The organism is Deferrisoma sp. (assembly GCF_054681715.1).
This window is the reverse complement of sequence record NZ_BAAHFQ010000010.1, coordinates 1-22,579: the sequence shown is the minus strand read 5'-3', so window position 1 is coordinate 22,579 and position 22,579 is coordinate 1. Positions and strand designations below refer to the sequence as shown.

The 22,579-nt window shown below is 71.2% G+C and carries 19 protein-coding genes and 2 pseudogenes; 9 read left to right on the top strand and 12 right to left on the bottom strand.

The annotated features are described in order from the left end of the window. Positions 1–12 precede the first annotated feature (12 nt). The 5 genes from ACY0I8_RS02940 to rplM form a co-directional block, all read right to left on the bottom strand. On the bottom strand, positions 13–1,992 hold the full coding sequence (locus ACY0I8_RS02940) for an ATP-dependent helicase (RefSeq protein ID WP_461393509.1): 1,980 nt from the start codon (positions 1,990–1,992) through the stop codon (positions 13–15). Positions 1,993–1,995: 3 nt separating this feature from the next. After that, positions 1,996–2,193, bottom strand: a complete 198-nt coding sequence (locus ACY0I8_RS02935) for a hypothetical protein (RefSeq protein ID WP_459941101.1) — start codon at positions 2,191–2,193, stop codon at positions 1,996–1,998. Positions 2,194–2,411: 218 nt separating this feature from the next. Further along, positions 2,412–3,371, bottom strand: coding sequence for a signal peptide peptidase SppA (gene sppA / locus ACY0I8_RS02930; protein WP_461393508.1), 960 nt, complete (start codon positions 3,369–3,371; stop codon positions 2,412–2,414). Between the two features lie 382 nt (positions 3,372–3,753). Continuing rightward, a complete protein-coding gene (gene rpsI, locus ACY0I8_RS02925) occupies positions 3,754–4,149 on the bottom strand; it encodes a 30S ribosomal protein S9 (RefSeq protein ID WP_461393507.1) in 396 nt (131 codons plus the stop codon). A gap of 10 nt (positions 4,150–4,159) precedes the next feature. Continuing rightward, entirely contained in the window at positions 4,160–4,588 is a 429-nt protein-coding gene (gene rplM, locus ACY0I8_RS02920; protein ID WP_461393506.1) for a 50S ribosomal protein L13, read from the bottom strand. 265 nt (positions 4,589–4,853) lie between these two features. On the opposite strand from rplM, the gene ACY0I8_RS02915 reads away from it, so the two are divergent. Further along, positions 4,854–5,567, top strand: a complete 714-nt coding sequence (locus tag ACY0I8_RS02915) for a lysophospholipid acyltransferase family protein (protein ID WP_461393505.1) — start codon at positions 4,854–4,856, stop codon at positions 5,565–5,567. Next, positions 5,564–7,210, top strand: a complete 1,647-nt coding sequence (locus ACY0I8_RS02910) for a ribonuclease J (RefSeq protein ID WP_461393504.1) — start codon at positions 5,564–5,566, stop codon at positions 7,208–7,210. The genes ACY0I8_RS02915 and ACY0I8_RS02910 overlap by 4 nt, the downstream gene beginning before the upstream one ends. A gap of 21 nt (positions 7,211–7,231) precedes the next feature. Here the strand turns inward: ACY0I8_RS02910 and ACY0I8_RS02905 are convergent, their stop codons facing one another. After that, positions 7,232–8,773 carry a GNAT family N-acetyltransferase gene (locus tag ACY0I8_RS02905; protein ID WP_459941095.1) on the bottom strand — a complete coding sequence of 514 codons (1,542 nt, stop codon included), beginning with the start codon at positions 8,771–8,773 and terminating at the stop codon, positions 7,232–7,234. A 394-nt stretch (positions 8,774–9,167) separates the two neighbouring features. On the opposite strand from ACY0I8_RS02905, the gene ACY0I8_RS02900 reads away from it, so the two are divergent. From ACY0I8_RS02900 to ACY0I8_RS02870, 7 genes are all read left to right on the top strand, one after another. Beyond that, the gene (locus tag ACY0I8_RS02900) at positions 9,168–9,950 is read left to right on the top strand and encodes an undecaprenyl-diphosphate phosphatase (protein ID WP_461393503.1); all 783 of its coding nucleotides are present in this window, start codon (positions 9,168–9,170) and stop codon (positions 9,948–9,950) included. 10 nt (positions 9,951–9,960) lie between these two features. Continuing rightward, positions 9,961–12,216 carry a DNA translocase FtsK gene (locus ACY0I8_RS02895; RefSeq protein WP_461393502.1) on the top strand — a complete coding sequence of 752 codons (2,256 nt, stop codon included), beginning with the start codon at positions 9,961–9,963 and terminating at the stop codon, positions 12,214–12,216. Positions 12,217–12,290: 74 nt separating this feature from the next. Then, positions 12,291–12,938, top strand: a complete 648-nt coding sequence (locus ACY0I8_RS02890; protein WP_461393501.1) for a LolA family protein — start codon at positions 12,291–12,293, stop codon at positions 12,936–12,938. Next, positions 12,935–14,236 (top strand): 30S ribosomal protein S12 methylthiotransferase RimO, encoded by a 1,302-nt coding sequence (rimO, locus tag ACY0I8_RS02885; protein WP_461393500.1) that lies wholly within the window; start codon positions 12,935–12,937, stop codon positions 14,234–14,236. The genes ACY0I8_RS02890 and rimO overlap by 4 nt, the downstream gene beginning before the upstream one ends. Then, positions 14,233–15,231, top strand: a complete 999-nt coding sequence (locus ACY0I8_RS02880) for an FAD:protein FMN transferase (RefSeq protein WP_461393499.1) — start codon at positions 14,233–14,235, stop codon at positions 15,229–15,231. Before rimO ends, ACY0I8_RS02880 begins: the two co-directional genes overlap by 4 nt. Further along, on the top strand, positions 15,228–15,590 hold the full coding sequence (locus tag ACY0I8_RS02875) for a NusG domain II-containing protein (RefSeq protein WP_459941088.1): 363 nt from the start codon (positions 15,228–15,230) through the stop codon (positions 15,588–15,590). Before ACY0I8_RS02880 ends, ACY0I8_RS02875 begins: the two co-directional genes overlap by 4 nt. Beyond that, positions 15,574–16,092, top strand: a complete 519-nt coding sequence (locus ACY0I8_RS02870) for a Gx transporter family protein (RefSeq protein ID WP_461393498.1) — start codon at positions 15,574–15,576, stop codon at positions 16,090–16,092. The genes ACY0I8_RS02875 and ACY0I8_RS02870 overlap by 17 nt, the downstream gene beginning before the upstream one ends. A gap of 628 nt (positions 16,093–16,720) precedes the next feature. Here ACY0I8_RS02870 and ACY0I8_RS02865 read toward each other — a convergent pair. The 6 genes and pseudogenes from ACY0I8_RS02865 to ACY0I8_RS02840 all read right to left on the bottom strand — a co-directional run. Beyond that, positions 16,721–17,806: a radical SAM protein gene (locus tag ACY0I8_RS02865; RefSeq protein WP_461393497.1), complete on the bottom strand. Its 1,086-nt coding sequence runs from the start codon at positions 17,804–17,806 to the stop codon at positions 16,721–16,723. Between the two features lie 639 nt (positions 17,807–18,445). After that, positions 18,446–18,540 (bottom strand): annotated as a pseudogene (locus ACY0I8_RS02860) (succinate--CoA ligase subunit alpha); the annotation flags it as partial. Positions 18,541–18,679: 139 nt separating this feature from the next. Next, complete coding sequence (locus ACY0I8_RS02855; RefSeq protein ID WP_461393496.1) at positions 18,680–19,522, bottom strand: DUF4392 domain-containing protein; 843 nt, start codon at positions 19,520–19,522, stop codon at positions 18,680–18,682. A gap of 366 nt (positions 19,523–19,888) precedes the next feature. Further along, positions 19,889–20,758: a succinate--CoA ligase subunit alpha gene (gene sucD, locus ACY0I8_RS02850; RefSeq protein ID WP_459940864.1), complete on the bottom strand. Its 870-nt coding sequence runs from the start codon at positions 20,756–20,758 to the stop codon at positions 19,889–19,891. Between the two features lie 178 nt (positions 20,759–20,936). Continuing rightward, the gene (gene sucC / locus ACY0I8_RS02845; RefSeq protein WP_461393495.1) at positions 20,937–22,103 is read right to left on the bottom strand and encodes an ADP-forming succinate--CoA ligase subunit beta; all 1,167 of its coding nucleotides are present in this window, start codon (positions 22,101–22,103) and stop codon (positions 20,937–20,939) included. A 247-nt stretch (positions 22,104–22,350) separates the two neighbouring features. Then, positions 22,351–22,579 (bottom strand): annotated as a pseudogene (locus ACY0I8_RS02840) (succinate dehydrogenase/fumarate reductase flavoprotein subunit); the annotation flags it as partial.

The window sequence follows — 22,579 nt, the reverse complement described above, 5'->3', positions numbered from 1 at the left end:
CGGCGGTCTCCCTCACTCCAGCATCGCCCGGATCCCCGAAAAGAAGTTCCGGGCCATCTCCTTTTCTTCGGCCTCGTCGGGCGGGGGGCCCCGGTCCTCGGTGAGCACCGCCGGGATCTCGGCCAGGAACCGGCTGGGCCGGCTCGGCCGGAGCACCCCCTGGCGCCGCCGGGCTCGGGCGTGGCACAGGTAGAGCTCCTCCCGGGCCCGGGTCATGCCCACGTAGCACAACCGCCGCTCCTCGTCGAGCTCGGCGAGCGGCGCCTCGGGGTCCCGCCGGTGGGGCAGGAGCCCCTCCTCCATCCCGGCCAGGAACACCACCGGGAACTCGAGCCCCTTGGCGCCGTGGAGCGTCATGAGGGTCACCTCGTCGCCCCCCTCGTCCTCGTCCGAGGGGGGGTCGAGGCTGAGCCGCTCGATGAACGCCAGCGGGTCCACCCGGCCCCCGGTCTTGGGGGCGTCCTCCACCGAGGCTGCGAGTTCGTCCAGGATCTCCATGCGCCGGGCCACCACTTTGGGCGACCGGTACGTGGCCTCCACCTCGGCCCGGAGCCCGGCCTCGTCGATCAGGTCCCGGAGCCCGGACGCCGTGAGGCCCTCCTCCCGGAACCGCCGGCCGAACCGGTCGAGGATCTCGGTGAGGGCCCGGGCCCCGGCTCGGGCGTGCCCGGTGAGCCCCTCGCCCTCCCGGAGCACCTGGCGAAGGGTGCGGCCCGTCTGGCGCGCCCGCTCCTGAAGAAGGAGGAGGGTGCGGGGCCCCAGGCCCCGTTTGGGCACGTTGGCGATCCGGACCAGGCTCGCCTCGTCCCGGGGGTTCACCACGGCCTTGAGGTAGGCGAGGAGGTCCCGGACCTCCTTGCGGTCGTAGAACCGGGTGCCCCCCACCACCCGGTGGGGGATGCCGTGGGACCGGAACACCTCCTCGAAGGGCCGGGACTGGGCGTTGGTGCGGTAGAGCACGGCGAAGTCCGACCACGGCCGGCGCCGGCGGAACCGCTCGGCCAGGATGACCGAGGCCACCTGCTCGGCCTCGTCGGCGCCGTCGGCCGCCTCGATCCAGCCCAGGGGCCGGCCCGGCCCGGCGCGGGTCCAGAGCTTCTTGGGCCGGCGGCCGGGGATCCGGGCCACCACGGCGTGGGCCGCGTCGAGCACGGTGGCGGTGCTGCGGTAGTTCTCCTCCAGGAGCACCACCCGGGCCCCCGGGAAATGCTCCTCGAACCGCAGGATGAGCTCCACCTTGGCCCCCCGCCAGCCGTAGATCGCCTGGTCGTCGTCCCCCACCACCGTGAGGTTCGGCCGGCGGGCCGCCAGCACCCGCAGGAGCTCGAACTGCACCGGGTTCGTGTCCTGGTACTCGTCCACCAGGATGTAGTGGAACCGCTCCTGCCAGTAGAGCCGCGCGTCGTCGTGGCCGCGGAAGATCTCGAGCGGCAGGAGCAGAAGGTCGTCGAAGTCCACGGCCCGCTGGGCCCGCAGGAGGTCCTGGTACGTCCGGTAGGCCCGCCGCAGGGCCTGGCTCTCGGCCCCGCCCACCGGCACCCCGTCGGGGCCGATCCCCTGGTTCTTCCAGTAGCTGATGAAGGCCTGCACCTCTCCGGGATCGATCTTGAGCCCCTGGTCCCGCACCACCTGGCGCACGAGGGCCCGCTGGTCCGACTCGGTGTGGAGGCTCAGGGTCCCGCCCCACCCGAGCCGTTTCACCTCGGCCCGCAGGATCTGGAGCCCCAGGGCGTGGAAGGTGCTCACCGTGAGCCCCTCGGCGCGGGTCCGGCCCACGAGCCCCCGCACCCGCTCGGCCACCTCCCGCGCGGCCTTATTGGTGAACGAAAGGGCGAGAATCCGCTCGGGAGCCACCCCGCGCTCGATGAGGTGGCCGATCCGGTAGGTGATGACCCGGGTCTTGCCCGACCCGGCCCCGGCCAGCACGAGGAGCGGCCCCTCCCCGTGGAGCACCGCCTCGCGCTGGCGGTCGTTGAGGCCCGAAAGGTCCATGCCCTACCCCCGGTCCGGGAACACCGGCCCGGCGGTCGCCTCCTCGGGCAACCGGCCCTGGACCACCCAGCCCAGGTCGAAGGAGGCCCCGCAGCTCGGGCAGATGAGCCCAACGCGCATCGAGCCCTCCCCCTCGGGTCGCAGGTACACGTGAAACCCGCGGCCGTAGCCGCAGGACGGGCAGACGCGAAACTCGGTCATGTTCGTCTCCATGGAATCTCCGCTGGGACGCTGGGAGGCGCGGACGCTGGGACGCGAAAATCTTTGGGGATCCTGGCGCCGGCGCCCGTATCGGGAATCAGGATTCGGCGGACAGGTGTCAGAAACCCCCTGTCCTCTGTCCTCTGATCCCTGGCACCTGGCACGGGCGCCCACGCCCGAACCCCGAAGGTTCTTGGCCGCCCAGCCGCCCAGCCGACCTAATACCCCACCTGTGTTTCCAGGAACTCCTCGATCCAGGCCGGGTCCAGGGCCAGGGGCGTGGCGGCGGCCGGCAGGCCCCACGGGGAGAACCCGTAGGGGGTGGGCGGCGTCGCCCCCCCGCCGGTCCGGTAGGTCACGAGCCGGGCCCGTTCCAGCCCCGCCCGGGCCAGGGCCGCCTGGAAGGCGTCCTCCAGGTATCCCACCCGGTCCACAAGCCGGAGCTCCAGGGCCTTCGACGCGGTAAACGGCGCGGCCGAGGCCACCCGGTCCCAGTCCTCTTCGGCCACCTGGGGCCGGGCGGTGCGGAGCACCTCGTGGAACCGGCCGGAGAGGTCCGCCACGATCTCGTCCAGCGTCTTCCGCTCCGCGGGCGTCAGCGGCCGGAGCGGGCTCAGGATGTCCTTCTGGGCCCCCGATTTCCGAAGCTCGCTTCGCACCCCGAGCTTCCCCAGGAGCCCCGAGGCGTCGAACTTGGCCACGAACACCCCCACGCTCCCCACCAGCGCCGTCGGGAAGGCCACGATCTCGTCGGCGGCGAGCGCCGCGTAGTACCCCCCCGAGAGCCCCTTCTCCACGATCGCGGCCACCACCGGAACCCGGCGCTCCTCCCGAAACGCCCGGATCTCGTGGTGGATCACGTCGCTCGCGGTCACCGTGCCGCCGGGGGAGTCGATCCGCACCACCACGGCCCGGATCGCCGGATCCCTACGGGCGCGGTCGAGGTCCGCCCTCACCCGGGCCGGCAGCGCCGGGGGCCGGGGAAACCCCGGCGGGGCCCAGGGCCGGCGAAACGACAGAACCCCGGACACGTCCAGGAGGAGAACCTTGTCGGCCCCTTCCCCCATCACGGTGACCTCCTCCACCCGGGGTTCGGGCGCCACCGGCACCCGGATCACGGCGCAGCCGGCCGTGAGAAAGAAGAGCGCCGCAACCCACCCGCTCCGGAACCCGGCCATGGTCCTCTCCTACTTGGCGGTGCTGTGCTGGAAAGCCGAGAACTCCCGTAGGCCGCGCGCGGGGCGGCCTGTTCGCAAAAACAATACCTTCCGCCTCGGCCGCACAGTGAGCCGCCGCCGTCTGGACCACGGGACGGAAGACCGCGAGACCGGCGACCACGGACCGAAGTTCCTCGGAAAGCGAGACGGCCAAGCCCCGTTAGGAATCCCGGATTCGTATGCCCCCGGCCGAATCGGGGTTGGGGGCCCGGGGCCTCCCCGGCCGCCCGCCCACGGGCGGCATGATAGCCCGGCCGGCCGGCGTGCGGAAGGGCGGGCCCCGAAACGACAAAAGGGACCCCGGCCGTTGGGGTCCCTTTTGGGGGTGGGCTGCGAAGCGGACTTATCGCTTGGAGTACTGCGGGCTCTTCCGCGCCTTGTGGTGGCCGTACTTCTTGCGCTCCACGATCCGGGCGTCCCGGGTCAGCAACCCCGCTCGCTTCAGCAGCGGCCGCAGGTCCGGATCCTCCTCCACCAGGGCCCGCGCGATGCCGTGGCGCACCGCCTCGGCCTGGCCCGTGGGCCCGCCGCCCCGCACGGTCACCTTCACGTTGTACTTGCCCAGGCGCTCGGTGAGCGCCAACGGGGCCAACACGGCCCGCCGGTGGGCCTCCCGGGGGAAGTAGTCCTCCAGGGTGCGCTTGCGGTTGATGATCACCTGCCCCTCCCCGGGAGTCAGGTACACCCGGGCGATGGCCGTTTTCCGCTTTCCGGTGGCGTGGGTCATCTGCTGTGCCATGGGTTGTCTCCTAAAGCTCCAACGGCCTGGGCTGCTGCGCCTGGTGGGGGTGCTCCGGGCCGGCGTAGATCTTGAGCTTGCGAAGCATGTCCCGCCCTAGGATGTTTTTGGGAAGCATCCCCTTCACCGCGTGCCGGAGCACCTCCTCCGGCTTGCGCTCCAACATCTGGCGGGCCGTGCGGCCCTTGATCCCGCCCGGGTACCCCGAGTGGCGCCAGTACATCTTCTGGTCGAGCTTGTTGCCCGTAAGGCGCACCTTCTCGGCGTTCACCACGATCACGAAATCCCCCGTGTCCACGTGGGGCGTGTAGGTGGGCTTGTGCTTGCCCCGCAGCACGGTGGCGATGCGGCTCGCGAGCCGCCCCAGGGTCTGGCCCTCGGCGTCCACCACGAACCACTCGCGCTCGGCGGTCTGGGGGGTTGCCATGTAGCTCTTCATTGGGATGGCCTCCCGAAAACGATTCCTGCTCCGGACGAAAGCCGGAAGACTATGCGAACGTGGGTCTTGTGTCAAGAGCCTTCCCCGCCCCGGGGCCTAGGGTCCGGGGCGAGCGGGGCCCGGTCTTATACCCGAGGCGTTGACCCGACGCAAGGGAAAAGCGTATAGGGGGCGGCGCTCGCCCCCCAACGCCGGAGGCCACGACCCCCCACCCGGGTCCGCGGCGCCCGATTCGAGGCCGCCCCGCTGCCCGGCCGGAGCCACCATGACCGATCGACTTCGCCCGATCCTGTTCCCCCTCGTCATCGCCCTGCTGACCCTGGTCCTCGGGTCGGCGGCCGTGGTGGCGGGGTACACCGACCGCAGGCGGCGGTGGTGCCGCCACCTCGCCCCCCTGTGGTGCCGGCTCCTGCTTCGCGTCGCCGGCGTGGAGGTCCGGGTGATCCACCCCGAGCGGCTCCCCCCGGCCGGGGCGGTGTTCGTGGCCAACCACCAGTCGAACCTCGACATCCTGGCCCTGGGGGACGTGCTCCCCCACAACGTGCTCTGGCTCGCCAAGCGGGAGCTCTTCCGGATCCCGGTGTTCGGCCGGGCCATGGCGGCCCTGGGGTACATCCCGGTGGACCGGGGCGATTCCGAGAAGGCCCGGGCCAGCGTGGACGAGGCGGCCCGCCGCGTCCGGGAAGGGGAGCCCGTGATCCTGTTCCCCGAGGGTACCCGGAGCCGCGATGGGCGGCTCCTGCCCTTCAAGCTGGGGTTCGTGCACCTGGCAGCCGCGAGCGGGGCCCCGGTGGTGCCCCTGGTGCTTCGGAACACGGCCGATCTGTGCCCGAAGGGTTCGTGGACGGTCCGGCCGGGCACCGTGGAGATCGAGGTCCTGGAACCTTACCGGATCGGGCGGATCGACACCCCCGAGGCGCGCCGGGCCGAGGCCGGCCGGCTGCGGGAGGCCATGGCCGCCCGGCTGGAGGCCGCGTGACCGCCGTGCGGCTCGTGCCCCTCGGGGGCCTCGGGGAGATCGGGCTCAACTGCCTGGTGGTGGAGGCGGGAGGGGAACGGCTCCTCGTGGACTGCGGCCTCCTGTTCGCCCAGGACCACCATCCCGGGGTGGACTACCTGGTTCCGGACCTCTCCTACCTCGACACCCCGGGGCGGCTCCGGGCCGTGGTGGTGACCCACGGTCACGAGGACCACATCGGCGGGCTGCCCCACCTCCTGGCCCGGCACCGGGTGCCGGTGTACGGCACGGCCATGACCCTGGGGCTCCTGCGGGAGCGCCTGGCCGAGCGCACCCCCACGGCCACGAGCCTTCTACAGTCGGTGGCCCCCGGCGCCGTGGTGGAGGCCGGGCCGTTTCGGGTGGAGTTCATCCGGATCACCCACTCCACGGCCGGGGCCTGCGCCCTGGGCATCGAGGTGGCGGGCCGGCGCATCGTGCACACCGGGGATTTCAAGTTCGACCCCACCCCGGTGGACGGCCTGCCCACCGACGAAGCCGCCCTCGCCCGCTGGGGCGAGGCCGGGGTGGACCTTCTGTGTTGCGACAGCACCAACGCCCACCGCCCCGGCCCGACCCCCTCCGAGCGACTCGTGGGCCAGGCGTTCCGGGACCTCCTTCCGCGCGTCGAGGGAAGGGCCTGGGTGGCCACGTTCGCCAGCAACGTCCACCGGGTGCAGCAGGTGATCGAGGCGAGCCGGGCCGCCGGGCGGCGGGTCACCCTCCTCGGCCGGGCCATGGTCCGCACGGCCCGCATCGCCCGGAGCCTCGGCCACCTCAAGCCCGCCCCGGGGGACCTGGTGCCCGAGCCCCGGGCCCGGGGGTTCCCCCGGGACGCCCTGACCGTGATCCTCACCGGGAGCCAGGCCGAGCCCGGAAGCGCCCTGTGGCGGGTGACCCGGGGGCTCGAACCCCACCACCGGATCGTGCCCGGGGACCACGTGTTCCTGTCGTCGCGCCTGATCCCGGGGAACGAGCGCGAGATCTACCGCCTGATCGACCGGTGCATCCGGCTCGGGGCCCGGGTGCACTACGAGGAGGTCTCCGAGATCCACGTGTCGGGCCACGCCTCGGCGGCCGACGCCCGGCGCATGGTGGAGCTCACCCGGCCCCGGTGCGTGCTGCCGGTCCACGGCGAACTGCGGCACCTCCAGGCGCTGACCGACGTGATGCGCGAGATGGGCTACGGCCCCGACCGGGCCTTCCGCGCCGAGAACGGGCAGGTGATCGTGCTGGACGACGGGGGGATCCGGCCCGAGGGCACGGTGCCCACGGGCCGGTGCTACGTGGAGGCCGGGGCCGAGGCCGGGGAGGGCGACGCAGCCCTCGCCGACCGCCGGCGCCTGGGCCGCGCCGGCCTCGCCCTCGTGGTGGCCGCGGTGGACCCGGCCGGCGCCATCGTGTGGGGCCCCCTGGTGGAACTCCGGGGCGTGGTGCCCCAGGAACGCTCCGGCGAAGAGGCCCGGGAGGCCGAGGCCGCCCTCGAGGCCCTGGTGCGAACGGAAGCCCCCAACGCCCCCTCGGCCTCCGACTGGGAGGCCCTCTTCACCCTGGCCCTCCGGCGCCACTTCCGCCGCCGGGGCAACCGCCGCCCCGTGGTCGTGGCCACCGTGGCCGAGGTCTGAGGCCTCGCCGCCCCCGTTCCGTTAGGGCCCCCCGTCCTGCCGGCCCTGCCACAGCACCCGGTACAGGTCTTTTCGCCGGCTCTCGAGGTTTCGCACGCTCCCCATGCGCCGCAGTTCCTTGAGGAGGTCGAGGTCCAGGTCGGCCACCAGGGTCATCTCAGTGTTCGGCGTGGCCTCGGCCGCCACGGCGTCGTGGGGAAAGGCGAAATCCGAAGGCGTGAAGATCGCGGCCTGGGAGTACTGGATGTCCATGTTCTCCACCTTCGGGATGTTGCCCACGCTGCCCGAGATGGCCACGTAGCACTCGTTCTCGATCGCCCGGGCCTGGGCGCACCGGCGCACCCTGAGGTAGGCGTTCTTGGTGTCCGTCCAGAACGGCACGAGGAGGATCTGCATCCCCTGGTCCACCAGGTGCCGGGAGAGTTCCGGGAACTCGACGTCGTAGCAGATCAGGATTCCCACCTTGCCCACGTCCGTGTCGAACACCTTGAGCCGGTTCCCCCCCTTGAGGCCCCAGTAGTGGGATTCGTCCGGGGTGATATGGAGCTTGTACTGGGCGTCCCAGGTGCCGTCCCGCCGGCAAAGGAACGACACGTTGTAGAGGTTGCTGCCGTCGTACTCGGGGAGGCTCCCCGTCACGATGTTGATGTTGTAGGAGACCGCCATCGAGAGGAGCTCGTTTCGGATCCGCTCCGTGTAGCCCGCGAGCGATCTCATGGCGGCCGCGGTGTCCTCCTGGTTGAACCGGGCCATGAGGGGCGCGTTGAAAAACTCCGGGAACAGGACGAGGTCGGCGTTGTAGCCCGACACCGTGTCCACGAAGAACTCGGCCTGCTGCATGAAGTCCTCGAACGACCCGAAGACCCGCATCTGCCACTGCACCACCCCGAGCCGCACATAGGATTTGCGGCCCCAGTCGATCTTCCTCCGGGGCTGGTAGTAGATGTTGCTCCACTCCAGGAGCACCGCGTAGCTGCGGGACGCGCTGTCCTCCGGGATGTAGTTGGACATCGCCCGCTTCGGGTAGAAGTCGTTGGCGAGCTGGAACGTGAGCACCGGGTCCGCGATCTCCTTCCCCTTCACCTTCTCGATGTACTGCTTCGGGGTGAGCTCGTGGGCGTACTTCGCGTACCCGGGGATCCTACCGCCGACGAGAATCCCCTTCAGATTGAGCGTCTCGCACAGCTCCTTTCGGGCGTCGTAGAGCCGGCGGCCCAGCCGAAGGCCCCGGTAGTCCGGGTCGACGAAGAGATCGATCCCGTAGAGGTAGTCCCCCTCGGGATCGTGGGCGGGGAACTTCCCGCCGCCCACCACGTCGTCGTACGAATGCTGCTCCCCCAGGCTCCGGAAATCGACGATCAAGGTCAGGGCGGCGGCCACCACCCTCCCCTTGTCCTCCACGCAGATCTGCCCCTCGGGAAAGAGCCCGAGGAGTCGCTCGAACTGCTCCGGCCTCCAGGCCCCTCCCATGCCGGCGTACACGCGGTCCATGATCCGCCGCACGTCGTCGTAGTCGTCGGGGCGGAGGTTTCGGATTTCCAGTTTGTGCTTCGTGTGTCCCATTCAGGTTCTCCATCTCCTGGCGGTTCGGCGGCGCCCCGGGGAAGCCGGGGGCAGGCTCCCCCTAGTCCCCTCCCCCCATCGCGGAGGGGCCCGAGGCTGGCGCCGCGACCCCGGCGCCGGACTCGGGCCGAAGACGAGCGGGCGAGCGTTCGACGACTGGGGTGCGCCCGGGGCGGGCCTGAGGGCGATCCGTTCGGGGGGACGGGGCGGGAGGGCTCCTCTACGCGTCGAGTGTAGGGGCAAACGGCGCCCGCCGCAAACCCGGGCCCCTGCCGGAGCTCCCAGACGGCCCGGGCGCCCGCCTCTCCCCCGCATTGACCCGACCGAGCGCCCTCCCCTAGAGTTAGGTATTTCCGTTTGCGCTCCGGGGCGGGAGGCCCCGGTGGGAGGCCAGATGACGATTTGGGACGGCCTGGTCCTGGGGCTCGTGCAGGGGCTGACCGAGTTTCTGCCCGTGAGCTCCTCGGGCCACCTGGTGATCGTGCAAAGCCTCGTGCCCGGGTTCGCCCAGCCGGGCATCCTGTTCGACGTGCTCCTGCACGCCGCGACCCTGGGCGCGGTGCTCCTCTATTTCTGGAGGGACGTGGCCGGCATGGCGGCCTCGCTCCTCCCCGGGGGCGACCCGGTCCACCGCCGGCTCGTGGGCTGGATCGTGGCCGGCACGGTGCCCACGGGGGTCATCGGGGTCGCGTTCAAGGACCCGCTCGAGGCCCTGTTCCACGCCCCCCGGGCCGCGGCCGCGATGCTCCTGGTGACGGGGGCGCTCCTCTGGGTTTCGGAGGTCCTGGCCCGGGGCCGCGACCCCATGGACCGGATCGGGGTGGGTCGGGCCCTGGCGGTGGGCACCGTGCAGGGGCTCGCCATCGTGCCGGGGATCAGCCGGTCGGGCTCCACCATCGCGGCCGGCTCGCTCCTGGGCATCCGGCCGGCCGACGCCGCGCGGTTTAGCTTCCTGCTGTCGATCCCGGCCATCGTCGGGGCCGTGGTGCTCGAGGTCCGGCACCTGGCCCACCCCGACATCGCGTGGGGCCCGTATCTCGCCGGGGTCGTGGCCGCCTTCGCCTCGGGGCTCGCCGCGATCCACTGGCTCCTCGGGGTGATCCGGCGGGGCCGGTTCCGGTGGTTCGCCGTGTACTGCTGGCTCGTGGGCGCCGGCTACCTCCTCCTCGGGCCCTAAACGAGATCCCATGGCGCGTTCCCGCAAGGACCCCGATCCCCCCCGGCTCGGCGAGGCGCTCAACGGGTGGCGCGACCACCTGGGGCCCCGGGTGCGGGCCGAGCTCGTCGGCCTCGGGGTGGGGCTCGTGTGCGTGTTTCTCGCGATCTCGCTGGCCTCGTACCGCACGGCCGACCCCTCGTTCAACACGGCCGGCGGCGGCCCGCCCCACAACCTGGGGGGGCTCGTGGGCTCCCACGTGGCCGACCTCCTCATCCAGACCCTGGGCTACGCCGCCTGGCTCGTGCCCCTGGCCCTGGGGGTCTGCGCGGGCCGGTACATCCTCCTGCGGCCCTTTGCCCACCCCGGCTGGGTGGCCGTGGGGTACACGGCCCTCACCGTGACGACCGCCGGGCTCCTGAGCCTGGGGCTCGGCACGGTGCGGTTCGACCAGCTCGACCTCTCGGCCGGCGGGGCCCTGGGCCAGCTTCTGTCCCGGGGGCTCGTCCACTACCTGAACGGCCCGGGAACGGCGCTCGTGTTGGGGGTGGGGTGGATCTCGTCCCTCATGTTCACCGTGAACCTGAGCCTCTACGGGTTCTGGGAGGGGCTGCGGCTGCGGCTCGTGGCGGCGGCCCAGCGGGTGAGGGAGGGGTGGATCCTGCGGCGGGAGCAGCGGGCCCGCCGCAAGGAGCGCAAGCAGGCGGCCAAGCCCCGCGAGGCCCCGCGGCCCGGGCCGGCCCAGGCCCGCAAACCCGAACGCCCCGCCGAGGAGAAGGGCCCCAAGCTCGAGATCCCGGCCCCGGCCCGGACTCCGGTGCAGGAGGCGTTCCCCTTCGCCCGGGAGATCGACGGGTATCGGCTCCCGTCCCTCGACCTCCTCGACCCCGGCACGCCGCCCGGGTCGGGCCCGGACGAGGAGGCCCTTCGCATGGCCTCCAAGGTGCTGGAGAAGAAGCTCCAGGACTTCGGGGTCGAGGGCGAGGTGGAACGGGTGCGGCCCGGCCCGGTCATCACGCTCTACGAGTTCAAACCGGCCCCCGGGGTCAAGATCAACCGCATCGTGAACCTCTCCGACGACTTGGCCCTGGCCATGCAGGCGCTCTCGGTCCGGATCATCGCGCCGATCCCCGGGAAGGCCGCCGTGGGGATCGAGATCCCCAACCACCAGCGGGAGATCGTGTACCTCAGGGACATCCTGGCCTCGTCCGCCTACCAGGAATCGAAATCCAAGCTCACCCTGGCGCTCGGCAAGGACACGGCCGGGAACCCCTACGTGGCGGATCTGGCGAAGATGCCCCACCTCCTGGTGGCCGGAGCCACCGGGTCGGGGAAGAGCGTGGCCGTGCACGCCATGCTGGCGAGCCTCCTGTTCCGGGCCACCCCCAAGGACGTGCGGCTCCTCATCGTGGACCCCAAGATGCTGGAGCTCTCGGTCTACAACGACATCCCCCACCTCCTGTTGCCCGTGGTCACCGAGGCCAAGAAGGCGGCCCTGGCCCTGCGGTGGGCCGTGCAGGAGATGGAGCGGCGCTACCGGCTCATGGCCGAGGAGCAGGTGCGAAACATCGTCACCTACAACAAGAAGATCGAAAAGCGCCTGAAGGACCTCGGGAGCCGCCGGCCGGAAGAGGATCTCAACACCGAGATCCTCCCCTACATCGTGGTGGTGATCGACGAACTCGCGGACCTCATGATGGTGGCCTCGAAGGACGTGGAGGAGTCGATCGCCCGGCTCGCCCAGATGGCCCGGGCCGCCGGGATCCACCTGATCGTGGCCACCCAGCGCCCGTCGGTGGACGTTCTCACCGGCATGATCAAGGCGAACTTCCCGGCCCGGATCGCGTTCCAGGTGGCCTCCCGGGTGGACTCGCGCACCATCCTCGACACCCAGGGCGCCGAGACCCTGCTCGGGGGCGGCGACATGCTGTTCCTGCCGCCGGGCACCGCCCGGCTCGAGCGGGTGCACGGGTCGTTCGTGTCGGAGGAGGAGATCGCCCGGCTCACGGCGTTCTTGCGGGAGCAGGGCGAGCCCGAGTACCAGGAGGAGATCCTCCACGAGCCCGACCCCCTGCCGGGGCTGGACGACCCCGAGTTCGACGAGCTCTACGACAAAGCCGTGGCCCTGGTGGCCGAGACCCGGCAGGCCTCGATCTCGATGATCCAGCGGCGGCTCCAGATCGGCTACAACCGGGCCGCCCGGATGATCGAGCGCATGGAGCAGGAGGGGGTGGTGGGCCCGTCGCGCGGCGCGAAACCCCGCGAGGTGTTGATCAACAAGCTGTAGACGGCTGGACGGCGAGGCGGCCCGGCCGCCCAGCCGCCCAGCTGCCTAGCCGCCCAGCCTTTCGGAGACCCCATATGCGCTTGATCCGATTTCTGTTTCTCGCCCTCCTCTCGGCCCCGTGGGCCGCGACGGCCGGCGCCGCCGACGTGGACGCCCTCGTCGGGGAGGTGCTCCGCACCGTCGAGGCCACCCGGGCCCTGGAGGGCCGGTTCGTGCAGACGGCCCGCATGGCGGCCACCGGGTTCGACCAGGTGGCCGGGGGCCGGGTGTGGTTCGCCAAGGGCGGCCGCATGCGCTGGGAGTACGAGGGCGACGACCCCCAGGTGCTCGTGAGCGACGGCGAAACCCTGTGGATCCACCAGGTGCGCGACCGCACCGTGCTCCGCCAGCGCCTGACGGACCTGCCGCCCACCGGGCGCCTCGCCCTCGACCTCCTGAACGGGCTCGGCCGGGCCCGGGACCACTTCCACATCGAGGCCTGCGGCGACCGGTGCCTCGTGTTGCGGCCCAAGGAGCCCCAGCCCGACCTCGACCGGGTCGAGATCCGGCTCCTGCCGGACCGGGGCCTACCCGCGTCGGTGACCACCTACGACCCCCTGGGGAACCGCACCGTGGTGGAGTTCTCGGGGCTCCGGGAGGTGGCCGACACGCCGGCGGACCTCTTCCGGTTCCAGGTGCCCGAGGGGGTCCAGGTGGTGGGGGCCGGGGAGGCCGGCCGGTGAAAACCGTGGGGCTCGTGAGCCTGGGCTGCGCCAAGAACCGGGTGGACGCCGAGCACCTCCTGGGGGGGCTGGCGGCCCGGGGGTTTACGATCGTCGAGGACCCGGCCCAGGCCGAGATCGTCATCGTGAACACCTGCGGGTTCATCCGGGAGGCCGTGGAGGAGAGCATCGAGGAGATCCTGGAGGCCGCCCGGCTCAAGGAAACCGGGAACTGCCGGGAGCTCGTGGTGGCCGGATGCCTCGTGAAGCGCTACCCGGGGCTGCCCGGGGAACTCCCCGAGGTGGACCGGTTCTTCACCCCGGAGGACATCCCCCGGATCCCGGCCCTTCTGGCCGGCGCCGACCCGGCCGAGCCCCTGGGCGGCCCCCTGCCCCGCATGCTCACCCAACTGCCCCACTCCACCTACCTCAAGATCGCCGAGGGCTGCTCGAACCGGTGCACCTATTGCACCATCCCCTCGATCCGGGGCCCGTTCCGGAGCCTGCCCGAGGAGGAGCTCCTGGACGAGGCCCGCCGGCTCGTCGCCGCCGGGGTGCGGGAGCTCAACCTGGTGGCCCAGGACGTGACCTCCTACGGTCTCGACCGGGACGACCCGGGGGCCCTGGCCCGGCTCCTGGACCGGCTCTCCGACCTCGAGGGCCTGCGGTGGATCCGGCTCCTCTACGCCTACCCCCGGCCGTTCCCCCCCGGGGTGGTGGAGCGGCTCGGGGCCGGCGGCAAGGTGGTCCCGTACCTCGACATGCCGATCCAGCACATCCACCCCCGGATCCTCCGGGCCATGGGCCGCCGGGCCACGGCCGACGAGGTGCGGGCCGTGATCGACGATCTGCGGGCCCGGGTGCCGGGGCTCGTGCTGCGCACCACCGCGATCGTGGGGTTCCCGGGGGAGACCGACGAGGAGTTCGATTCCCTGGTGCGGTTCGTCGAGGACGTGGGGTTCCACCACCTGGGGGCCTTCGCCTACTCCCCGGAGGAGGGCACCCCGGCCGAGCGGTTCCGGCCCCGGGTGAAACGGGCCGTGGTGGAGGCCCGGCTGGAGCGGCTCCTCGAGGTCCAGGCGGGCGTGAGCCGGGCCCGGAACCGGGAGTTCCTGGGCCGGGAGCTCGAGGTGCTCGTGGAGGGGTTCGACGAGGAGGGCCGGGTGGTGGGCCGAACCTACGGCCAGGCCCCGGAGGTGGACGGGTTCACGGTGCTCGAGGGCTACCCCGACGAGGTCGTGGAGATCGGGGGGTTCGTGCGGGCCCGGATCACCTCGGCAGGGGACTACGACCTCGCGGCCCGGGTGGTGGAAGCGTGAGGCGGATCCTCGCCTGGTGCCTGCCGGTCTTGGCCGTGGGCCTCGTGATGGCCTACGCCTACGGCCGCAAGCCCGCCGCCCAACCCACGGCCGAGACCCGGTTCCTCATGGACACCCTGGTCACCATCACGGTGGCCGGGCTGCCCGAACCCGAGGCCCGGGAGGCTGTGGGGGCGGCATTCGACCGGCTCGAGGCCGTGGACCACGAGATGGCCCGGGTCGAAGGCACCCCCCTGTGGGAGCTCAACCGGGCCGGGGGGGGCGAGGTGTCGCCGGCCCTGGCCGCGGTGCTCGCCGAGTCCCTCCGCTGGGCCCGGCGCACGGCCGGCGCCTTCGACCCCACGGTGGCGCCGCTCCTCGACCTCTGGGACGTGCTCCAGGGGCCCCACCCGCCCCCGGAACCCCTGGCCGTCGAGGCCGCCCGGTCCCGGGTGGGGTGGGAGCGGCTCGCCCTCGACCCCGAGGCCCGCACCGTGGACCTGGGGCGCACCGAAGTGGACTTCGGGGGCATCGCCAAGGGCTGGGCCATCGACCGGGCCGCCGAGGCCCTCCGGGCGGCCGGGGCCAAGGGCTTCATCGTGAACGCCGGGGGCGACCTCTACGTGGCCGGCACCCGGGGCGACCGGCCCTGGCGGGTGGGCATCCAGCACCCCCGGGACCCGGGGCGGTTCCTGCGGGTGGTGGCCCCGGCCGAGGGGGCGCTCGTGACCTCCGGGGACTACGAGCGGTTCTACGAGTGGGAGGGCCGGCGGATCCACCACATCCTCGACCCCCGCACGGGCTACCCGGCCCCGGGCTGCCAGAGCGTCACGGTGTGGGCGCCCACGGCCACCGACGCCGACGCCCTGAGCACCGCGGTGTTCGTGCTGGGGCCCGAGGAGGGGCTCGCCCTCCTGGAGCGGGAACCCGGGGTCGAGGGGCTCGTGGTGGCGGCCGACGGGTCGGTGCGGGAGACCCCGGGGTTCGGCCGCGTGGCGCCCGCGGTGGAGCCGTGAGGCGCCGTACCTTCGCCCCGCTCGACGCCCTGGTGCTCGCGGGGCTCCTGTCGCTGAACCTCGTGGCCTGGCTGCCCCGGGCCGGGGGCCGGCCCGCCCGGTTCCGGATCACGTCGCCGGCCGGGGCCCGGGTGGTCGACCCCGGGGCCGGGCGGATCGAGGTGGAGGGGCCCCTGGGGGTCACGGTGATCGACGTGGGAGCACGCGCCGCCCGGGTGGTGGAGAGCCCCTGCCCGCTCAAACTCTGCATCCGGGCCGGGGCCGTGGACCGGCCGGGCCGGGTGGCCGCGTGTCTGCCCAACCGGGTGGCCGTGGAGGCCGTGGGCCCCGGAGGCGACGTGGATGCGGTGGGACGTTGAGCCCGAGGCCCGCTCGGCCCTGCTCGGGCTCCTCGTGGCCCTGGCCGGGGCGCTCCAGACCCTGGAGTTCCTCCTGCCCTCCCCCGTGCCCTGGGCCCGCCTCGGCCTCGCCAACGCCCCGGTGCTCGCGGCGCTGGCCCTCTGGGGCCCGGGCCCAGGCCTGTGGGTGGGGGTGGGCAAGGTGCTCGTGGGCGCCCTCTTCGCCGGCCGGCTCCTCACCCCGGGGTTTTTCCTGTCGGCCGGGGGCACCCTCGCCGCCGTGACCGTCATGGCCTTGGCGCTCCGCGTCCCGGGCCTCGGGCTCGTGGGCGTGAGCGCCCTGGGGGCCGAGGCCCACATGGCCGTCCAACTCGCCCTCGCCTCCCTGCTTTTACGAACGCCGGCCGTCTGGGCCCTTCTCCCCCTCGCCGGGACCCTCGCCGTGGCGTCGGGCGCCGCGGTGGGCTGGGTGGCCGCGGGCATCGCCCGGGTGGTAGACGAGGAACTCGGGGCGGGCGGGTAGGCCGGGCCGAACGGCTAACGGGGGCCTCCCAGAACCGGAACCGCAAAGCGGGGGGAGCAAGGTTTCCTTAACTTACCAATACCTTCAAAAGTATTGCCTGAGGCGGGTGGGGGACTGGTTCCGGCCGGGTGCGAGTGCGGCACCCAATCGCCCTGCCCTCGCATGCCGTTGCAAGGTCGGCAGGTCGGAGCGTCGGCAACGGAAGTTCCGGAACTTCCAAAGCGATCCAAGCCTGGTGAGGCGCGGCGAGGTTAGGGGCCGCACCCGGCTCTCCACCAGCCCCCCACCCGCGGGTTTCCGTAGCAACGACGGGGACCTGACAATACTTCCGTTGGGGTTAGTATTCACTTTGTAGCGTTATCTCCCCAGTCCTCGGCATCGCCGCCCCCTCTCCCCCAGCGTCCCAAACTCGCAGGCAAGCCCACCAAAACCAAGTAACCTGTCAACGACTCGACCTCGCGACCTGTCACTTTACAACCTGTCAACTTCCTCCTCCGCCCCTTGCTCCCCGGGGAGTGGGCGGACGGGACGGGGCTTTCAGAAGTACTTCTCGAGTCCCAGGTGTTCGTGGAGTTGGAGAAAAGCGCGTTTCCCTAGGGTGCAGTACAAGCGCAGGTAGTGCCAACCTTCAAAGGGCAGGGCGTAGCGTTCCAGGCCGGGTTCGGTGCAGGTGGGGCAGGGGGGGGAACCGGCCGACTTTCTTGCGAAACGCCCTCGCCGGCGCAGACCGCATGAGCGCCCCGAACGGCGTGCGGTGCAGGTTGCCCAGGCAAACCGGGATCAGCGGGCATGGAAGTACATCCCCGGTGCTGCGGATGAAGTAGTAGTTCAACCCGGCGGAACACGGCTTTTCCATCCGCCCCGTGTTCAGAAACCGGACCAGTTCGTCTCGGTAGGCACGCCACGGCAACGGAGTATTTTCGTAGAACCGCCGAAGCACGGCACGGTCCCCGGGGGACAGGGCAAGATCTTCGGCCCGGTCGAGGTTGTCGTAGCGGGCGGGGGTGAGAAGAAAGGGGGAGATGATCGTGAAAAGGCCGTGTTCTCTGGCGTAGGCGACGACCTGATCGAGTTCACCCACATTGAAGCGGGTGACGGTGGTCTTGATGCCGAGAACCAGCAGAGGATGGCGAACCCTGAGTTTGGCAACCCCTTCAAGGGTTTCGTGGAGCCTAGACCAACCGTGTGGGTAGTTGCGAATTCGATCGTGCAGTTCGCCGACGGCATCCATCCCGAAAACCAGGACCAACTCCAGTCCGGCCCGTTCGAACGACCCAAGCACCCGGCCGACTCCGTCCAGTACCGATCGGGTCAAAAATCCGTTGGTCGTGACCGCCACGGAGCGAAGGTGGGGAAGGTGGGTTTCCCTGAGGGCGCAGATCCCCTCGAGTAGCCGGGGGAGATCACCCCGGAGAAACGGCTCCCCCCCGGTCACATCGAGTTCCTTCAGTCGTCGAAACTCCGGCGAGGCAAGAAGGGCGAGCCACTCCTCGGCGGCGAGTTCCGGTGCGTCCCGCGGGCTTTTCCACAGATTGCACATGACGCACCGCGCCACGCACCGGCGCGTCACCTCGAGGCTCACCGCCTCCGGGGGCCCCCCCTTGCCCGTGAGTCGAAACCAGTGGTACCGGAACCCCCGGGCGGCCAGGGAAAGCAGCAGCTTTCCGACAGGCCTGTGGCGTGGCCGGTGGTGAGTCTCCCTCGTATCGGCCATGGATCTCCTCCGGGCTTTGGGCCACCACGAGCCTCAAGGATGCCTCGCCCCGCCCTCACCACGCCTGGATCGCTTTGGAAGTTCCGGAACGCCCGCTACCGCCGTCCCGGCCTGTCGACCCGATAACGGCATGGAAAGGCGCGGCGATCGGGTGCCGCACTCGCGCCCGGCCGGAACCAGTCCCCCCCCACCCGCCCCCGGCAATACTTTTGTAAGGTACCAGTAAGTTTATAGGTTGTCGTCCGCGGACCGGCACGTCGGGCCCCGTCCTTGTGCCAAGCGGCAGGCTGTGGCCTGTCCGACCGGGGGGCGGCTCTGCCGGCGCCGGGTGGGGTTGCTCGTGGGCCCGACGACGAAACCCGCGCCGGGCGCGCACCACCCCGCCCGGCAGGTGCAGGCAGAGGATCGCCTTCGGGTGAAACCAGTGCGCTTTGGTGCAGGGGGAAACACGCAAAACGGCCCCGGGCGCCTCGGCGGGCGCTGGGGCCGTGGGTCATTGCGGTAGGGTGTCGGAACATCGCCTTCCCCGGCCGATTTTCCCGAGGTTGCGGAACTGGCTTCGTGTCTCCGCGCCTGCCCGGGTGTGTCAAAGCGCACGGGGCTGGGGCTTCGCGCTCGCGGGGAGGGCTGTCAGGACAGAAGGGCGGCCGCCTGCTCGGCCGCGGTGCCCTCGCCGCCGGCTATGATCGCCCCGGCGTGGCCCATGCGCTGCCCTAGGGCGCAGTCTGGCCCGCTCTAGGGGTTGGGTCCCAATCCCGTGGGCGAGCGACCCCGTCACCGGCAGTGCGGGAAGGGCACGCCGAAATCTCTTGGAACCTATCGCCCCGGTCCCCCGAGACAGGCAGGTCGCGCGGGTTTCCCCGGCAAAGTGCGCTACGGCTCTGTCGAGCCCGCGCGGACCGCCTCGCGAAGCTCCCGGATGATGCCTAGGCTCACCTCGAGCGGGAACCCGTCCTCGGTGTGGTCGGGCCTGCACGTGACGCCGTCGACGCACCCGTTGGCGAAGAGGTGGCTTGCGATCTCCATCGGATCCACGAGGCCGAGCAGGTCGCGCCCCAACGCCCGGCCGAGGAGCGCCAGGACCCCGTAGACGCCCCAGTTCGACACGCTCGCGATCACGAGCACGTCGCAGCGCGTCACCGACGGCGTGATGTCGAGTTCGGCGAGCGCCGGGGCGACATTCCCCATGCCGATCTCGTTGCCCCCGTCCCCGAAGGCGAGGGTCGGCACCTTCCCCTCGGTGAAGAAGAGGTCGAATTTCGCCGTGTGGTCGGTGATGTCGACCCCGCGCATGTTGTAGTACCGGCCGTCCCCTGCGAGCCCCGGCCGTTCCACGGACACGAGGAGCGAAGGGGAGAGTTCATCGAGCGCTCGCGCCACGGCGCGGCGGCTCTCGTCCCAACCCGCGATCGGGATTTCGTACGTCTCGAACTCGGGCGCCAGGACCCGGGAGAGCGGCGGGGCACAGGCGAACACCGGACGACGCCCGAGGCGCTCCAGCACCCGGTAGAGCGCGATGGCACCGATCGGCCCGTCGCTCTCGAAACTCCCCGCGACCGGGAACCCCGTACCGATCACGACGGTGCCGGACGCGTGCGCGAGGAGTTCCGCCGCTCTCGCGCAATAGCCGGGCCGCAGATGTCTCCGGAGCCGCGCCATCCCCCGGCGGTCGTGGCTCAGGATGATCTCCTCGACTCGTTCGGTCGGCTCGGGCATCGTTTCACCGTCACGCGGCGGGCTGTGGCCGGTCCGACCGGGGGGCGGCTCTGCCGGCGCCGGGTGGGGTTGCTCGTGGGCCCGACGACAAGGCCCGCGCCTGCCGCCCGCCACCCCGCCTGGCCGGCACAGGCGAAGGATCGCCGTCGGCTGAAACGGGTGTGATCTGGCGCGGAGGGAGATACGCAAAACGGCCCCAGGCGCCTCGGCGGGCGCTGGGGCCGCGGGTCGTTGCGGTAGGATGTCGGAACATCGCCTTCCCCGGCCGATTCTCCCCGAGATCGCGGAAGTGGCTTCGGATATCCGCGCTTATCCGGGCGTGTCAACGCGCACGGGGAAGCGGCTTCGCCCTCACACGGAGGGCCGTCAGGATAGAAGGTCGGCCATGGTCTTGCCGATGTCGGCCGGGCTCTGGACCACGTGGACGCCGCAGGCCTTCAAGGCGGCCATCTTCTCGGCCGCGGTGCCCTTGCCGCCGGCGATGATGGCGCCGGCGTGGCCCATGCGCTTGCCCTTGGGGGCGGTCTGGCCCGCGATGAAGCTCACCACCGGCACCCGGATGTTCTCCCGGATGTACTCGGCGGCCTCCTCCTCGGCCGTGCCGCCGATCTCGCCGATGAGCACGATGCCCTTCGTTTCGGGGTCGTCTTTGAAGAGCTTCAGGGCGTCGATGAAGGTGGTGCCGATGATCGGGTCGCCGCCGATCCCGATGCAGGTGGTCTGGCCGATGCCGAGCTTGGTGAGCTGGTCCACGGCCTCGTAGGTCAGGGTGCCGGACCGGCTGATCACCCCCACCGGGCCCTTTTTGTGGATGTGGCCCGGCATGATCCCGATCTTGCACTCCTCGGGGGTGATGATGCCCGGGCAGTTGGGGCCGATGAGCCGGGTGTTGGAGCCCTCGAGGGCCCGCTTCACCTTGAGCATGTCCATGACCGGGATGCCCTCGGTGATGCACACCACCACCTCGATGCCGGCGTCGGCCGCCTCGAGGATGGCGTCGGCCGCGAACGGCGCCGGCACGAAGATCATGGAGGCGTTGGCGCCGGTTTCGGCCACGGCCTGGGCCACGGTGTCGAACACCGGCACGCCCAGGACCTCCTGGCCGCCCTTGCCGGGGGTCACCCCGCCGACCAGTTTGGTACCGTACTTGAGGCACTGCTCCGAGTGAAACTTGCCGTTGGAACCCGTGATGCCCTGGCAGATGACCCGGGTTTCCTTGTTGACGAGAATGCTCATGGGCTACTCCCTTCGGGAGGCTGGAAAGCTGGGAGGCTGGGAAGCGAAAAGCCCAACCCCGTGGCCTCTTTTCTTTTCCTGCCCTGCCGGTGCGTCCAGCCTGTTCGTTCGTGGATCGAGTCCCCTTCGTCCCGCGGGCGGCGGTGAGGCCGACCGGTCACTCGTCACGCGTCACCGGTCACCGGCTTCTGGCCGCTTCCACCACCTTCTCGGCGGCCTCGCTCATGGTTTCGGCCGTGATGATGGGAAGGCCGCTCTCGGCGAGCATCTTCCGGCCCAGGTCCACGTTGGTGCCCTGGAGCCGCACCACCAAGGGCACCTTGAGGTCCACGGTCTTGGCGGCCGTGAGGATGCCCTCGGCGATGGTGTCGCAGCGCATGATGCCGCCGAAGATGTTCACCAGCACCGCCTCGACCTTGGGGTCGGACAGGATGAGCTGGAACGCCCGGGTGACCTGCTCGGCGCTCGCGCCGCCGCCCACGTCGAGGAAGTTCGCCGGCTCGGCGCCGTAGTGCTTGATGATGTCCATGGTGGCCATGGCGAGCCCGGCGCCGTTCACCATGCACCCGATGTTGCCGTCGAGGCTGATGTAGGACAGGCCGTACTTCGACGCCTCGAGCTCCCGGGGGTCCTCCTCGGTCTCGTCCCGCAGGGCCTCGATGTCCTTGTGCCGATAGAGGGCGTTGTTGTCGAAGTTCATCTTGGCGTCGAGCGCCAGCACCTGGCCGTCGCCCGTGACCACCAGGGGGTTGATCTCGGCGAGGCTCGCGTCGGTCTCGACGAAGGCCCGGTACAGCCCGGCGATGAACTTCTGGGCGTTCTTCGCCGCCTCGCCCTCGAGGCCCAGGCCGTAGGCGAGCTTCCGGCCGTGGAACGGGAAGAACCCGGTGGCCGGGTCCACGGTCTGCTTGAGGATCTTCTCGGGGGTCTTGGCCGCCACCTCCTCGATCTCCGTGCCGCCCTCGGTGGAGGCCATGATGGTGACCCGGCTGGTGGCCCGGTCGATCACCACCCCGAGGTAGAGCTCCCGGGCGATGTCGCACCCCTCCTCCACGTAGACCTTGAGGACCTCCTTGCCCTGGGGTCCGGTCTGGTGGGTGACGAGCTTGGAGCCGAGCATCTTCTCGGCCGCGGCCCGGGCCTCGACCGGGCCCTTGCACACCTTGACCCCGCCGGCCTTGCCCCGGCCGCCGGCGTGGATCTGGGCCTTGACCACCACCACGGGGGTGCCGAGTTCCCGGGCCGCAGCCTCGGCCTCGTCGGGCGTGGTGGCCACGATGCCCCGGGGCACGGCCACCCCGTAGCGCTTCAGGATCTCCTTGGCTTGGTACTCGTGGATGTTCATGGATCCTCCGGATCGGCTTGGCGGCCGGGCAGCGAGGCGGCCCGGCGGCCGAAATCATTTCGGATGCAACCGAAACCCCGTACCAGGACTCAGGCGTCGGAAGACGGAAAACAGAAGACAGAAGTCCCGCATCCGCCGTTTTCCGCCTGTCGAGGCCTCACACGGGCGCCGCGCCGACACGCGGCCGGTTTGCTGCTTGCTCCGGGAGCTTCGCGAGAGCTTCCCAACCTCCCCGCTTCCCCGCCTCTTACCGGATGGTCCCGTGATAGTGGGCCGTGAGCTGGCGCATCTTGACGTCGGGCGTCGTGTAGTCGGGCAGGAGCATCGGGGAGATCCGGCTCCGATCGACCCCGGCCTCCTCGAGCTCCCGCACGAACTCGCGCACGTGGTCGAGCGTGGGCTCCCCGGGCTCCCCGGCGAGGCTTTTCACGTACTCGGCCGCGTTGCGACCGGCCCGCCGGCCGAACACGGTGATG